Below are 13,705 nucleotides of genomic sequence, written 5' to 3' on the forward strand. Positions count from 1 at the left end.
AGTGCGCATTCCCCCCAATTTCGGGGCAAAGGAGTTTTACCAAGATAATGGCAAAGGTCGAAATCTATACCAAGGACTGGTGCGGCTATTGCGCGCGGGCCAAGGCACTGCTGGAGGGCAAGGGCGTTGCCTTCGAGGAATATGATATTTCGCTGGGCGGCCCCAGGCGCGAGGAAATGCTGGAGCGGGCGCCCGGACGCACCACCGTGCCGCAGATCTTCATCGACGGCCAGCATATCGGCGGCAGCGACGACCTCGCCGCGCTGAGCCGCGAGGGCAAGCTCGACCCGCTGCTGGGCCTGTAACGCCCGATGCGCGCCGCGATTTTTCAGATGACGACCGGGATCGACCCGGCCGCCAATGCCGCCGCGATTGAGGAGGCGGCGGCGCGCGCCAAGGGGGAGGGGGCAGACATGCTCTTCACCCCGGAAATGGCGGGCTATCTGGACCGCGATCGCAAGCGCGCGGCGGAAACCTTGCGCAGCGAGGCGGACGATATCGTGCTGGCGGCGGTGCGCGAGGCGGCGGCGCGCGAGGGGCTGTGGGTCCATATCGGGTCGCTGCCGCTGAAAGAGGCGCGCAGCGACGGGCGCTGGGCCAATCGCAGCTTCATGATCGACGATCAGGGCGAAATACGGGCGCGCTACGACAAGATCCATCTGTTCGACGTCGACCTGGCGTCGGGCGAGAGCTGGCGCGAATCCTCGGTCTATGGGCCGGGGGAAAGCGTGGTGGCGGTCGATACGCCCTGGGCGCGGATGGGCTTTTCCATCTGCTACGACATGCGCTTTCCCGATCTCTACCGTGCGCTGACCAATGCGGGGGCGACCGTGCTGCTGGCGCCGGCGGCCTTCACTGTGCCGACCGGGCAGGCGCACTGGCATGTACTGCTGCGCGCCCGCGCGATCGAGGCGGGCTGTTTCCTGATCGCCGCCGCGCAGGCGGGCACGCATCAGGACGGGCGCACCACCTATGGCCATAGCCTGGTGGTCGATCCGTGGGGCGATGTGCTGCTGGACATGGGCGAGGGCGCGGGGCTGGCCCTTGCCGATCTTGACCTGAGCCGCGTAGAGGCGGTGCGCGGGCGGGTGCCCGCTATCGCCAATCGGCGCGTGATACCGCAGGATGTTGAGATCAGGTGATCGTTTTCGACCTTAAGTGCGAGGGCCAGGGCCATGTCTTCGAGGCCTGGTTCGGCTCCAGCGCAGACTATGCGGACCAGAAGGAACGGGGCCTGCTGGCCTGTCCGCTGTGCGGCGACACGCGCATCGGCAAGGCGCTGATGGCGCCGGCGGTGGCGGCCAAGGGCAACCAGCGGCGCGAGATCGTGCCGTCGCAGCAGCAGCAGCCGGCGGCCGAAGCGGAGACGGCTCCGGTGGCGGCCGGGCCGGACGAGGCGAAGATGCGCGCGCTGGTCGAGGCGCTGGCGGACGCACAGAAGAAGGTGCTGGAAGGCTCCACATGGGTCGGGCGCGGCTTTGCCGAGCAGGCGCGGGCCATGCATTATGGCGAGCAGGACAAGGGCAGCATCCATGGCGAGGTCGCCCCGGCCGAGGCCAAGGCACTGGCCGAGGAAGGCATCAATGTCGCGCAACTGCCCTTTCCGGTGATTCCGCCCGAAGCGAAGAATTGACCGCGCGCGCCGCGCATAATAGAGCCGGCGCTGCGTGCACCCGTAGCTCAGCAGGATAGAGCATCAGATTCCTAATCTGAGGGCCATGGGTTCGAATCCCGTCGGGTGCACCATTTTCTCCAATAAAATCAAAGATTTGAAGCTCTGACCTTGTTGCTTCACGGGGGCGGAAACGCCTCGCATCATACGTTTTATCATACGGTCGAGGTAACTGAGGGTAAGCTTGGGTAACGTCCGCGCCCCTCAACCCCGCCAGCGTATGATGATGCGTATGATTCGACAGAGGTCGGATTATGGAACTGAAGTGGAATCATCAGGCGCTGATCGCACTGAAATTTGAGAGTGCGAGATACATAGACCCCAAGGGTAACCGGCTCTCGCTGGTCGTCTCCAAGAGCAGCAAGATTTGGCGCTGGCAGGCGCGGGTGAATGGTGTGCCTCGGACGCTTACGCTGGGAAAATTTCCAGCCGTAGGGCTGGCGGACGCTCGCGCAAAGGCTGGTGTGATCCAAGCCGATCACGACGCAGGCATTGATGTGCATGTCAAATATGGCGGTGGCTTGGCGGCCACGGATGCTGCGCCAGCGGTTGAGGCAAAGCGCGCGGGTATGACCTGTCAGCAAGCTTGGGATCGCTATATCGGCGGCCTGAAGGAAGGAACCAACGTCCACGGCAAAGCGCGTAACAAGCCCCGGACCATCGTCGAGAAAGAAGGGATGTGGAAGAGGCTATGGGCTGACGAAATCGGTGACACGATGATGAATGAAGTGACGGAGGAGGTGCTTTACGATGTCATCCAAGGGCTGCGCGATGCCCGCCATATGGGGGCGGCAAATTCGACGACGCGCTACATCAAAGCGTTCTTCAAATGGGCGAAGCTGGAAAAGCGCGCGACAGGTCTGATGATCAATGTTGCGGAAGACCTCCCTGTATCCAAGTTGGAAGCGCGCGACCGTTGCCTGTCCGTAACGGAAATCCGATATCTGTGGTGTGCGCTGGAGCGCGAAGAAGAAATCTGGGCGGACGGTTACCGACTGGCGCTGCTGACCGGCCAGCGGAAGCTGGAGATAATCGGTGCGCTTCGGAGCGAAGTTGATTTCGCGGCGCGGCACATCACGATCAGCGCAGACCGGATGAAACACAACCGTGCGCACGTCGTGCCGCTTTCGGATCAAGCATGGGAAATCGTTGATCGTCGTTTGAAAGCGACGACATCGAAATATCTGTTTCCGGTGGATCATGGCAAAACTCACCTGACGTGCTTTTCGAAGCGGCAGGCGGCTATCAAGGCAGCAGTGGCAAAGTTGGCGGCAGCCGATGGCGTCGAAGTGGCGCATTGGTCTTTCCATGATTTGCGGCGCACAGCCTCGACCATGATGAACGGCCTGCGGGACAAGCGCGGCAACCGCTTGGTCGCCAAGGATCATATAGAGCGGGTGCTGAGCCACGTTCTGGGTGGTGTCGAAGGCACCTATGATCGCAATGACTACTACGCAGAAAAGAGGCGGGCGCTAATACTGTGGGCCGATCATCTCGACACGGTCATCAACCAGTCAGAACGTGCGATGGCTGCCTGACACAGAAAGGCCCGCCAATGGCGGGCCTTTTCTTTGTTCTCCAGCGCGACCAAAATGAACTTAGAAGCTGTGTCAGAACGCTACCGTAACGGTGTATGGCCGAACTGCGATATGATCCCGAGGGGCGGCATTGACCTTGAAAGCCATCATTTGGATCACGGCTTAAAGCAATCTCCGTCAATTGAAATTTCACGGACAAAGCCGTTCGCGAACTCGCACTTCATTTTCCCATTACCAAGATCGGTTCGACGGTTAAGGAGCACCCCTTTTGGCACCACGTTCGCGGAAGTAGCGGCGACCTGAGCGTCACGCTGCTGTTGTTGGTTCTCCCGCTGCTTGCAATAACTATCGACTTCAGAGTGGAGTTGAAACTCCCCATGCGTAACCGCGAATTGTCTTGCATTCAGGCAGTCACCAGCCGCAGCCAATTCGCCCACACGCTGCCGAATATATGCTCTGTTGCTTTGTTGAATTCTGATGCGTTCAGAGGCTTCGGCAGCCTTCTTCCGCTCCGCAGCATCTGACATCGCCTGAAGCTGCTGTTGCATGTTTTCAATGCCGCGCTGGGCCTGCCCCATGTAATCTGGCAGCGTCTGGGTCGTGCAATTTACGTACTGTCCATTGACCAAACAACTGGTGTTAGAAGTGACTTGAGCACTGACTGGCGCGCAGGCAAAGGCCGCTGCCAAAATTATTAGATGATTCATCTAGTAATCCCCCTTCTGGGATCGATCGTCTAGCTACGGGAGATGAATAAATCCATTCCCTGACCAGTAATCTCACTTGCGCTCGTTATGAGGCCTATCTGATACTCTATGCCGCCGCTGCCCTCGTTCTCATCAGGCGCATCGCTCGTTACGCATAAAATTCAAGGCAGGCTCTTAAAGTGTATGAACTTACTGGCAGCCGCCAAAGCTGGCGATCAAATGGGCCTCATAGTCCGCCCATTCCGATCGCGACCACCACCGACCATTGACCTCGATGAAATAGCGATCGTCGTCCGTGGCCTCGACAGGGCGCACCCGGCGCGACGTGGGAAACGCGATCACATTGTCGTTAGCGGGCTGGTTGGCATGGTCGGGCTGATGCTTGTTCATGATGGTCCCCCTGTTTGATCGCGCAAAGGTGCCGATGCCGGGGCGCGCCGCTCCCGGCCGGTGTTCGTTCAAGTGTTTTGTGGAATGGTGGGGGAGGCCACGGCCTCCCCGGATCATCAGTCGACGCGCTTGGCCCAAACCAGTTCGGCATCTTTGAATGCCCGCTTGATTGCGGTCAGAAAGCGATGGTCGATGTCGAGGATGGCGTCAGCCAGTTCGGTGGCGGTGGGAGCCGAAACAGCACGTCGCTGGATATTTTCGTTGTAACGATCAGAATACAGGGCCGCAGCGTATTGACCCGCAGCGGTCTGGTAGACGGTAACCCAACGTCCGTAGCCATTCTGTTCATGATAGAAGTCGCCCAGTTCCAGACCAGCGAACGCCAGATCGGCACCAAAATCGTCCGTGATGGTGATTTCTGCGGTTTCGGTATTCATTTTCATTTCCTTTATTCAAAGTTCTCCCGTCTCCAGAACCGCAGTGTGCTCCCGGACGGCACAGGCATCCGGTTACGGGTGCCCTTATTCGGGGTGAGAGTGAGGTCGCGCTTACGGCGCGCCGACACGGTCCAGATAGCGGTCGTACCCTGTCAAGGCGGCGTGCAGTGCATCGTTATCGTTGAATTCCAGTTCGAGGCTGGTGCCGCCCATGCCAGTGGGACAGGCGAAATAGCGCACGACATGCGCACCATGCTTTTCCAGAACCTTGCGTGCCGCTGCCTTGTAGCGGTGGTCGCTCAGGATGAACTGAACCTGCGCATTGAATTCACCACTCGGCAGAACCGCGTTGGGCATCAGAGGCATGAGATTATCAACCGACATATTATCGTCCCTGCCACGGGCCGCTTTCATGGCGCGGCGGCGATCGGCACGGGTCAGAGGCTGGGCGATCGTAGGTGCAGGCGATCCGGTGAAGATCAATTCCGGCTGACGATACTTCTCCGGCAGCGTGCAGTCATGTTGACCACGCATACCAACCAACAGCGTTTTGCCGAAAATCACTTCCGGCCATGCAACATCCGCAAACCTAAAAGGCGTGTGGCCGCCAGTCATCCGGGCATATTCCAACACGTAGACAGCCATGGGAAACTTGGTGCCGACCTTTAGCGAATATCGTTCAAACGATCCGCCGATGGCCGACCGGATAGCGTGACCGTCATTGACGTCGATTTCGACCTCGCTGGTGGTCTGAGTCTTGGGGTCGATCAGAAGGGCGGTGATGATGCGGGGTTTCATATTGATGCTGCCTCCGGTTAGAGTTTGAACAGCCGCTTGCTGCTCGCGGGACAGCTTTTCCCATTCGACGGGATCAACGTCATTCTCGTTTTGGACAAGCTTCAAACGCTGTTATCGCGGGGGCTATGAAGACCCTTCAAGAGCTACAGCAGGCCCTCGCCAAACGCTGGATCGAGAAGCACGGACCGGACGGTTTGAACCGAGCGGTAGGTGCACTGAAGGGCAGTGAAAAAATGATCCGCGCAAAGCGACTGAAAACCCTTGAGTGGGCAAAGGGTATGGAAGCACATATCGCTGCCGCCCGTCGCGAACTGGGGGTAGAGGCAAAGCGCGCTCAGGCGCTGTGTGACTGGCTGAACGGGCGATTTATTTCGTCTTCGCAGGGGGGCCGTTTTGTCCCGGCTACCCTTGATGTTGAACTCTATGGTGTTGCGGATCGCTACTCTGAAGACCTCGTCATGGAATGCCGAACGAAAATGTCGGCGCGGGCGCTATCCGCAGACTTTGAGCAGTGGGGCGCGGACGCGACATCCCTCGAAGGCGAGGCCGTTGAGAAATTGGTGCCTGTATTAGCTCTGGTCTATCGCCTTCAAGCGCTCCCAGTTCCCTCATCATCAACGTTACGCGACGAGGCTCGGAGTAAGATGATTGTCGTAGCGAGAGATCAGCGGCGATCGAAATATGCCCCCATGCTAGCGCGCGATTGCTACGTCCCCCAAGACGAGATCGATGTCATGGCCCCAGCGTTCCGTGAGGATGCGGGTTTTTGGAAGCTGGTCAGGGAAATGGCAGCCTCTATGCGATAATCGATAAAGAAGGCCACCGTCTGGAAGCTGACGGTGGCCCCACAAGTCTGATCATTGATATTTAGCTTGAAGTGATGGAATGCGGCCGGGCGGTGTCAGCGGTGGGCGGCTCCGCCAACCGCAATGCCATTCCGCTTTGCATCGGCCATATTCTCGGCCGCATTACCCCAGCGCAGGTTGTCCGCCCGGTTGTCATCCTTGACGTCATTCCAATGCAGGACCAGTGGCTTCCCAGCAGGCGCTGGGCCATGGAAGGCCCGACAGGCCAGTCGATGGACCAGATATAGGCGGCCATCGTGATAGGCACGCATATAGCCATCAGAGCCGCAGTAGGGTTGTGTGATTGCGCCACGCACTTGGCCGTGGATGTTAACTTCAACGCCGATCATGTCGGGGACGGCTACCCATTCATATATTGCTTTCATCCGGTATTTATCATGATGGTGCGAAACGGGCCGGATAGTGCGAAAACTGATAGAAAATGGGCCGTCGCCTGAAAGCGAGCGACGACCCACCCAACTTGATCGGAAGCGCCGGGGAACGCCGCCAGTGTATTTATACTGGGTGGGGCAGGGCGTGCTCCATCTTCATCTTTTCGGGCTTTTTTCGCTTTTATATGGACCCGACTTGGGCGGCTTCGCTAAATAGATGCGACCCGGAAGGTGAAGGCCAGATGGGGTTATAACGCAGGGTGCCGAAAGGCCTGTTGGGTGGCCCGCCTACACACAGCCCCGGATCAGGCCCGCTCCCTCAACGAATAGCGATAAGGCCGCATCGACGGGATGCTGAAGAGCAATCGGATTACAGCCCGGTTGCCGGTTGAGCGTCAACTGCCGTCGCGGGGTGCGGAGTCAAACAAAGCCCCATGTATAGAGGAGAGCCATGTCCGCTTCGCGCTGACAACTCTCCAGCCCGCATGAGTAGTGTTAACTTGCGCTCATGTGGGCCGCTCGATCCGTAAGGATCGTAACCGCCTTATGGCCTCCGGAGTTCCCGGTAAGACCAAGGATAGGCGCAGCAATGTCGGGTCACGGAAGGCCACCGACGAAGGCGTAATAGTCTCAAGCTGCGGCAAACAGTGATACCGGAAACCCGAACCCGAAACACCTTCTATCCCCCTCATCATAGAGATCGTGACCCAATCGTTGGATTGGATGTGTCCGTCCCATGATGGGGGGAATAGAGTTGTGTCCGTTTCCCACCCGATGTTGAATCGGTGAAAAGACATCATAAAAATTGCAGATCGCTTCCAAGCGATTTGCCGTCGAAGCGTAGCGCAGATGGCCAATCGCGATGCGAAGCCGCAGGCAGGCGAAAGCCGGTCTGCGTAACCATTCATTTCATTCATACAGGGCTTTCACACCCGAGCGTGCTTAGGTCGCGTTGACAAAATGCTTCAACCATAGCCTTGCTGCGGCGAGGTTGAGGAAGCTGAGGTAGGAAAGCGCGGTTTTCTCGAAGCGGGTTGCGATGTGGTCCTATTTCAGGATGGCGACCAAAATCAGGATGGCAAGAAGGGCAACTGCGAAGTTCATCCTTTTAACCAGTTCAGTGAAATTGGGCTGATCATTTCGTGGCTGCTCAGGCCCCACCACCGCAGGTAGGTCGGATTCAGTGGCAACCGCCGGATTCCGCCAATCATCAACTACTTCAAGAGTGGCTTCGATGATGGGTATGTTCGCATCCTCCTCCACTCCGAATATGCCCCCTCCACCGCCATATTTGCGGTCCATGTCTTCCTGATATGCCGCGAATTTGACGCAAGCGCGGAGAATAGATGCGGGTCTGGCAGCGAGTTCTCGGCAGATGGCGTCGAGGTTCGTTTCTTCCAGAACGAGACTAACGTATATCTCTTCCTCTCCCAAGCCCTCGGCTGCTGGGGCTAGCCAGACACTGCCGTGAGGCTGTTCAGTCGTTTCGTCGTCGGTTCCTTTGATGTGGAGGCGGATAGAGCCTTCGTGGGGCGTCAGGCCCGCTTCGCTAATTTTCGCGAAGTTGACGTATTTATCCGGCTGCAAGGTGGCGGAAATGGATCGGCGCATTGCGGTATTAACGTGAAATGCCAACGGCGCACGTTGTCCAAGGGGATGGAAAGCTTCGCCATTCGGCGCAAATTGGTCCCAAGGATCATTTTTATAATCAAGGTTGTGCCGCGCTTCAGTCGACGCCCGGACATTAAGTTGATCGGCAATGAACCAAAATACCTTGGGTGTGCCAGAATAGGTGGCACGATATTCGCCGTCATTTTGCACATAAACGTGCTTTTGAGTTTTGGTCAGTTTCGCCATTTGTCCCCCGATCTGCCCGCACCGATACCGGCAGATTTCTGCCGTGCAAACAACGAGCTATGGCATTGCCAAATTTACTGGTGGGTCGAGCCGCCTGATTGGGATGATGAGATATGGGGGTAAAATTGCTCGACCTTGCCAACCAATTCCGTTCGTTTAGTGCGCCTGCAATGTCTAATTCATTTAGTCCCAAGACCTTCCGCCCCGGCATTGTTGAAAGTCAAATGCGGCGCACCGCTGACGCGCACGATCGCTCCCGACCGCTTTTGGAAGTCATTTCCACGATGCCCGGCGCGCCGATCCGCGACATGGTGCGGGCGCTCAACTCGGCCGGGCATCGTGCCGCGCGCGGCGGCCCAGTTACGCATAATACGGTCGCAAGGGCGCTAGCGCGGATGGGAGAGGAGGCACCGAAGCCGCCCCGGCATCGCGCTCCCAAAGGCGCTAAGGCAGCCAAAACGATCCGCGCACGGGCTGAACAGTATGAAGTGTTTCGCACCCCGGCCTATGCCTATCTGCCCCTTTTGGACTATCGGCCGGAATGGTTCGTCGGTCGAGGCTGCGACCCCTCGGCTGGTGACGGACGGATGCTGCGGGAAATCATTTCGCGGGGAAATATGGGGCCGCATTGGGCTAGCGACATCCGCGATGAAGAGGCGGCGAAGCTGGCCGACATTGGGCAGGTCGCCGTGGCCGATTATCTCACGATGGACGATCCGCCGCGAAGTGACTTCCTATTGACCAACCCGCCTTTCACCTTGGCGCAGGAATTCGTCGAGCGGGCAAAAACGCATGTCAGCGGCCCCATCTGCATACTTCAATCCATTGGCTGGCAGACGACCCAGCGCCGCGCGAAATGGCTTCGAACCGCTGGGTTGGCGCACGTTCTCAACCTGCCGAAGCGGCCGCAGTGGGAGGTCGACAGCGGGGGCAAGATCAAGTCGAATGTTTGGGATTATGCGTGGTTCGTCTTCCTGCCCAATCATGATGGGCGGCCGCAAATGGATTGGCTATCCGATAATTAGATCATGAAGTGTATGGACCTCGACGATTTCCTTGCCGACGTTGAAGCCCGCAAGGCTGCGGCCGGGATCGTCGACCGTGACCCTGATCAGGCTTGGCCGGATGCCGTGGCGCGCAAGGTCCGCAAGCTGGAGACGCTGGCCGAACTGGCAGAAGCCGGGATCACCACCGATATCAGTGGGCTTGACCGGGTGGAACGTCGGCGGCTGTTATGGGACAATCAGGCCCCAAGATAATTCTCATCAATTTGCATGAACGGCTTAACCAAATGGCCAATCGCAATCATTTCAGCCATTATCTTCTCTTTCTTGGCATCTTTGAGCGCTTCACCCTCTAGCTTCATACCGGAAGGCAGAGGGGGAATGTCATATTCGTCCAATGGGTTGGTCAGGTAGTTATTAACTCTCAAAATCAATTTGAACATGGCATCGGCAATTGCGGCGTTGAAGACAAAGTTCGCGTTCTGCATGCCGCTCAAAGCTTTGGATCGCAATTTATTGCGGTCACTATCAATTGGAACATGGGACAGCGTCGCGTAGTCCATTACGTCTTTATAAAGAGAAAGACGCCTGTCTAGCATCGAGTTCTTCAGCGTGAGTAGCTGTATTTTGGTTTGGCGATCCATTATGATGCCTTGCCGATTGGCGATTTGAACTTGCTCACGGGTTATGGCGACCTGTTTGGTCCCAATGATCATAGCGGCAATTGCTGCTATACCGCCCGTGACCAACGTGGCGAAATCACCCCATTCGAAAGCCCAACAGTCGATCCAGCCCAGTTGGTAGTCGAGGATATAGAGGACGAAGATCGTCACCGCGACAGCGGCCATCCCATTCCCCACCCAGCGCACCACCGGGTCGGTGATCTTCCTGTCTTCAACGTCCGCCAAAACCGTGCCCCCCACATAAATATCAGCATGAACGAGCCTACAGCCTTTCGATGTTAGATCGTCACCTTAGGGTGAAGTTGCGGCTCGTGCGCCGTTGCTGATGGAGCGTCGGCAGAAGCGTATCAAGCCGCGCGTCTCGCAACGATCGATATCGACGACGATATGCGTGTTGCGATGCGTCTGCAAAATTTGCACGTTATGATCCCGCTTGAGCGTCGCGGTCGAATACGTCGTGATAAAAGGTCGTAATTCGAACCGAAATTTTGGCGGGTTTCAACCGGTGCGCTTTCCGGTTCGTAATCGGGTTCATAAACAGGTTCGTGTTTGTGTTCGTTTTAAGGACGATAAATGTTCGTTCCAAATTCATCCCAGTTTTCACGATATAATTCGTGATTAAATCCGGTTCGCGTAAGTCTATTGACCGAACCGTCAATATGCGTGTGCGCATTGCGGTCGCCAAATGGTACGTAATAAGAGTGTTGGAAGAGTGTTAGATGACACTAGCGCGGTAAAGTTTCTACGCATCCCGTGCGAATATTCCGAACATTCGGACAAAATCCGGCGAACATCTCAAATTTTGCTTGCGCCGAATCCATGTGAGGGTCATTAACGAAAAAGGCCACCAAGGAGGTCACTCCCTGATGGCCTTTTCGTCGAGCCGGGTTGCCGCCCGGATCAAATAGAGGTCATTCGGCCCCAACCGCTGAAAGTAGGAGACAGAACGTGGAACCTCCGTAGCCCCAAGGGGCGGCCCCGGCAGTCAATGACTGTCGGGGCTTCCTCGTTAATGGGTAATGACGGTCGCGTCAATATTCCGGCATCAACCTGACCAGATGTTGATGCTGTGGCAGATAGAATATTTCAGGGTCGACGCCGAAATCTGAATATCCAGCAGATGGGCCGCGAACCTTGATTCTACCTTCGTTGTTCAACTGAACTAATTCTTCATGAATTGCGTCGGGATTTACTCCTGATATGGGCAGGCTTCCACTCACAGCAGCGACTGGACCATTTTGCAGGCGCTGGGGGATTTTGGTTCGGGCTTCACTCATAGGATTGCATCCCTGATTGATGTTGATCGCCGTCAGGCCCCGGCGCTAACCGCCATAGCCGATGTTCCCATATTGTTCCACCCTTCGCTCGCGCGGATCGCGTTGCCTAATTAAGGGAATGAACCTCTAGTAACGTCGGCCAAGGGCCGCGCTCTCATTACCGCCTATGAAGGCGAACGTCTCACCGCCTACCTTTGCCCGGCCAAGGTTCTCACCATTGGTGTGGGTCACACTGGTCCCGACGTCAAACGCGGCCAGACCATCACCAAGGAACAGTCGCAGGCACTGCTGGCCGCTGATCTTGCGCGCTTCGAGGGTGCCGTGAACAAGCTGGGCGGGAAGATGACGCAGGGTCAGTTTGATGCGCTTGTGTCCTTCGCGTTCAATCTCGGTATCGACGCACTGGCGAAATCCACGCTCCTCCGAAAGCATCTGGCGGCCGACTGTGCGGGCGCGGCGCGCGAATTTCCGAAGTGGAAATTTGGCGGTGGACGGGTGCTGCCGGGCTTGATCAAGCGGCGCGCGGCGGAGGCGGCACTATATCTTTCGTGGAGTTAATCTGTTGCGGTCGTGATGCCGTATTGCCGTAGTGTTCTGTCGATATCGGCAACTGCTTTTTGCGCGTGCATTGCCGCTTCGCTGTCGTTCGCTGCCCGCGCTTCAAGTAGCATTTTTACTGCTTCTATGCGCATTCTCTTCATCGCGAGAAGAGGGTTTGGGAGTGCCTCGAAATCCATGGTGCCTCGGTGGTTCGTAGAGAAATCGTATCACGGCGTGGGCACGCAGGTCGAACAGGAAAATCGGTTTGTTCTACTTTCCGATTTTCAACTTTCGAATGGGACTGATGCGATCATTTTACGGCAATGCTCAGCGATGCGCCCAATCTTGTCAGTCGGTATCTACGCTGCGTCTCGTAACTGATGGTCGGGTTCGACGATCCAGATAGGCTGCGGGAAGGCCGTGGACGACCCGGCATGACTTCATATTCTTTGTCGAGTATCCCAATGTTGGTAAGGTGCTCAAGCGAAGCGGCATACTGTTCGCCATGCTCGGCAACTAATGCTCTCTCAAGTTTAACGGCATCCCAGCGAATGCCAAGCAGACTTCTGGTGACAAGTGCGGCGTCGTCGGTGGGCGAAAAGTTAGCATCCCCCAAGATTGAGAATGCCTTTGCATCAATAGGGGTAAATTGAGCAAGGACGCTAATATGTCGCCGATCAAGCGCGTCTTCATCGCCTGCTGCTGCCTTTGCCAGAAGCTTTGCAAACAAGGTTTGGATTTCATCCTCGTCCTGCTTGGTGGCTTCCTCAAACCAAGCAAGCGCGTATCGCTCTGGGATTTTGGCTGTGTTCAACTTCAAGCCCAGCGCCTGAACCTGTTCGTTGACCTTTACCTGAATTTTGGCTGCGTTGGTCAGCCGCCAAGCTGCAATGCGATCGCCAAGCACAATTTGCCATGCGTCGCTGAGGGTGTTGCCGACAGGTGTCAGAGCGTCCTGAACAGGTTTGATAATATCGCCAATTCCAAGTGACACCTATCGTTACTCCATTCGGTCAGGCCGCAATCATAGCGGATTCGATCTGCCGCCGAAGATCGTCAATCATCTCGCCATCTCTCGATGTGATGGCTTGGGCCTCCGAGGAGGAGGTCATCAGGAAAAGTTGATATTCAACGATTTTGGACTTGAGCCAAAATCGGTAAGCGATGAAGCCGAAGATCGCTGCAATTACCAGCGTGGTGATGGCACCCGAGATGCTTGGGCCAACCAGTGATCCAAGGCCAGCGATGCCGAAGATAAATGCTAGGAGTCCGAATATCACGGTCCCTAACGGGCCATGCGGCTTTCTCTCGCGCACTTCTACGGTATTGATTTTGTTGATCGCGTAGCTTTTTGCGCCGAACCGCGCGAAATCCTTATCGACCGTGACGTTCATCGTTTCCCCCAAATCACAACTATGGTTCTGCCCCTGACACAGGATTTGCAAATGCGTGGTTAATAGTAAAGAACTTTGAAAATGACGCATGCAGCGCGTCATCGGATTGAAAGTTCGTTCCCTAGAACGTAATAGCTGGTTGCGTCCTGCTCGGCGACTGGTTGTGCGACC

General features: G+C 56.7%; 19 protein-coding genes and 1 tRNA gene. 9 read left to right on the forward strand and 11 right to left on the reverse strand.

Annotated features, from left to right (window positions below; all coding sequences use genetic code 11):
- Nucleotides 1-47 precede the first annotated feature (47 nt).
- From grxC to ACI6S0_RS01940, 5 genes are all read left to right on the forward strand, one after another.
- A complete protein-coding gene (grxC, locus tag ACI6S0_RS01920) occupies nt 48-305 on the forward strand; it encodes a glutaredoxin 3 (protein ID WP_434404747.1) in 258 nt (85 codons plus the stop codon).
- Nucleotides 306-311: 6 nt separating this feature from the next.
- Complete coding sequence (locus ACI6S0_RS01925) at nt 312-1,142, forward strand: carbon-nitrogen hydrolase family protein (protein ID WP_434404748.1); 831 nt, start codon at nt 312-314, stop codon at nt 1,140-1,142.
- Nucleotides 1,139-1,633 carry a DUF1178 family protein gene (locus ACI6S0_RS01930; RefSeq protein ID WP_434404749.1) on the forward strand — a complete coding sequence of 165 codons (495 nt, stop codon included), beginning with the start codon at nt 1,139-1,141 and terminating at the stop codon, nt 1,631-1,633. The genes ACI6S0_RS01925 and ACI6S0_RS01930 overlap by 4 nt, the downstream gene beginning before the upstream one ends.
- Before the next feature lie 36 nt (nt 1,634-1,669).
- Nucleotides 1,670-1,746 (forward strand) — tRNA-Arg (locus tag ACI6S0_RS01935).
- Nucleotides 1,747-1,926: 180 nt separating this feature from the next.
- The gene (locus ACI6S0_RS01940) at nt 1,927-3,210 is read left to right on the forward strand and encodes a tyrosine-type recombinase/integrase (RefSeq protein ID WP_434404750.1); all 1,284 of its coding nucleotides are present in this window, start codon (nt 1,927-1,929) and stop codon (nt 3,208-3,210) included.
- Nucleotides 3,211-3,365: 155 nt separating this feature from the next.
- On the opposite strand, the gene ACI6S0_RS01945 is transcribed toward ACI6S0_RS01940, so the two are convergent.
- From ACI6S0_RS01945 to ACI6S0_RS01960, 4 genes are all read right to left on the reverse strand, one after another.
- Nucleotides 3,366-3,917 (reverse strand): hypothetical protein, encoded by a 552-nt coding sequence (locus tag ACI6S0_RS01945; RefSeq protein ID WP_434404751.1) that lies wholly within the window; start codon nt 3,915-3,917, stop codon nt 3,366-3,368.
- Between the two features lie 189 nt (nt 3,918-4,106).
- Nucleotides 4,107-4,307 (reverse strand): hypothetical protein, encoded by a 201-nt coding sequence (locus tag ACI6S0_RS01950; protein ID WP_434404752.1) that lies wholly within the window; start codon nt 4,305-4,307, stop codon nt 4,107-4,109.
- A gap of 116 nt (nt 4,308-4,423) precedes the next feature.
- Nucleotides 4,424-4,744 (reverse strand): hypothetical protein, encoded by a 321-nt coding sequence (locus ACI6S0_RS01955; protein ID WP_434404753.1) that lies wholly within the window; start codon nt 4,742-4,744, stop codon nt 4,424-4,426.
- Nucleotides 4,745-4,855: 111 nt separating this feature from the next.
- Nucleotides 4,856-5,647, reverse strand: coding sequence for a hypothetical protein (locus tag ACI6S0_RS01960; protein ID WP_434404754.1), 792 nt, complete (start codon nt 5,645-5,647; stop codon nt 4,856-4,858).
- Nucleotides 5,648-5,667: 20 nt separating this feature from the next.
- Here ACI6S0_RS01960 and ACI6S0_RS01965 point away from each other — a divergent pair, with 20 nt between their 5' ends.
- Nucleotides 5,668-6,348 carry a hypothetical protein gene (locus ACI6S0_RS01965; RefSeq protein ID WP_434404755.1) on the forward strand — a complete coding sequence of 227 codons (681 nt, stop codon included), beginning with the start codon at nt 5,668-5,670 and terminating at the stop codon, nt 6,346-6,348.
- A gap of 95 nt (nt 6,349-6,443) precedes the next feature.
- On the opposite strand, the gene ACI6S0_RS01970 is transcribed toward ACI6S0_RS01965, so the two are convergent.
- Nucleotides 6,444-6,773: an HNH endonuclease signature motif containing protein gene (locus ACI6S0_RS01970; RefSeq protein ID WP_434404756.1), complete on the reverse strand. Its 330-nt coding sequence runs from the start codon at nt 6,771-6,773 to the stop codon at nt 6,444-6,446.
- Between the two features lie 1,053 nt (nt 6,774-7,826).
- Complete coding sequence (locus tag ACI6S0_RS01975) at nt 7,827-8,636, reverse strand: hypothetical protein (protein ID WP_159078577.1); 810 nt, start codon at nt 8,634-8,636, stop codon at nt 7,827-7,829.
- Between the two features lie 125 nt (nt 8,637-8,761).
- On the opposite strand from ACI6S0_RS01975, the gene ACI6S0_RS01980 reads away from it, so the two are divergent.
- Nucleotides 8,762-9,661, forward strand: coding sequence for a hypothetical protein (locus tag ACI6S0_RS01980; RefSeq protein WP_434404757.1), 900 nt, complete (start codon nt 8,762-8,764; stop codon nt 9,659-9,661).
- A 12-nt stretch (nt 9,662-9,673) separates the two neighbouring features.
- Nucleotides 9,674-9,895 (forward strand): hypothetical protein, encoded by a 222-nt coding sequence (locus ACI6S0_RS01985; protein ID WP_434404758.1) that lies wholly within the window; start codon nt 9,674-9,676, stop codon nt 9,893-9,895.
- Here ACI6S0_RS01985 and ACI6S0_RS01990 read toward each other — a convergent pair.
- Both ACI6S0_RS01990 and ACI6S0_RS01995 read right to left on the reverse strand, forming a co-directional pair.
- Nucleotides 9,880-10,548 carry a hypothetical protein gene (locus ACI6S0_RS01990; protein WP_434404759.1) on the reverse strand — a complete coding sequence of 223 codons (669 nt, stop codon included), beginning with the start codon at nt 10,546-10,548 and terminating at the stop codon, nt 9,880-9,882. The two genes, ACI6S0_RS01985 and ACI6S0_RS01990, sit on opposite strands and share 16 nt — an antisense overlap.
- 806 nt (nt 10,549-11,354) lie before the next feature.
- The gene (locus ACI6S0_RS01995) at nt 11,355-11,600 is read right to left on the reverse strand and encodes a hypothetical protein (RefSeq protein WP_434404760.1); all 246 of its coding nucleotides are present in this window, start codon (nt 11,598-11,600) and stop codon (nt 11,355-11,357) included.
- A 156-nt stretch (nt 11,601-11,756) separates the two neighbouring features.
- On the opposite strand from ACI6S0_RS01995, the gene ACI6S0_RS02000 reads away from it, so the two are divergent.
- Nucleotides 11,757-12,158 (forward strand): lysozyme, encoded by a 402-nt coding sequence (locus tag ACI6S0_RS02000; RefSeq protein WP_434405892.1) that lies wholly within the window; start codon nt 11,757-11,759, stop codon nt 12,156-12,158.
- On the opposite strand, the gene ACI6S0_RS02005 is transcribed toward ACI6S0_RS02000, so the two are convergent.
- The 3 genes from ACI6S0_RS02005 to ACI6S0_RS02015 all read right to left on the reverse strand — a co-directional run bounded on the left by ACI6S0_RS02005 (nt 12,155) and on the right by ACI6S0_RS02015 (nt 13,624).
- Nucleotides 12,155-12,337 (reverse strand): hypothetical protein, encoded by a 183-nt coding sequence (locus ACI6S0_RS02005; protein ID WP_434404761.1) that lies wholly within the window; start codon nt 12,335-12,337, stop codon nt 12,155-12,157. The genes ACI6S0_RS02000 and ACI6S0_RS02005 overlap by 4 nt on opposite strands.
- Nucleotides 12,338-12,450: 113 nt before the next feature.
- Complete coding sequence (locus ACI6S0_RS02010) at nt 12,451-13,134, reverse strand: Abi-alpha family protein (RefSeq protein ID WP_434404762.1); 684 nt, start codon at nt 13,132-13,134, stop codon at nt 12,451-12,453.
- A 19-nt stretch (nt 13,135-13,153) separates the two neighbouring features.
- The gene (locus tag ACI6S0_RS02015) at nt 13,154-13,624 is read right to left on the reverse strand and encodes a DUF6232 family protein (RefSeq protein WP_434404763.1); all 471 of its coding nucleotides are present in this window, start codon (nt 13,622-13,624) and stop codon (nt 13,154-13,156) included.
- Between the last annotated feature and the right edge of the window lie 81 nt (nt 13,625-13,705).

Source organism: Sphingobium sp. DN12 (genome assembly GCF_051058005.1).
Lineage (GTDB): Bacteria > Pseudomonadota > Alphaproteobacteria > Sphingomonadales > Sphingomonadaceae > Sphingobium > Sphingobium yanoikuyae.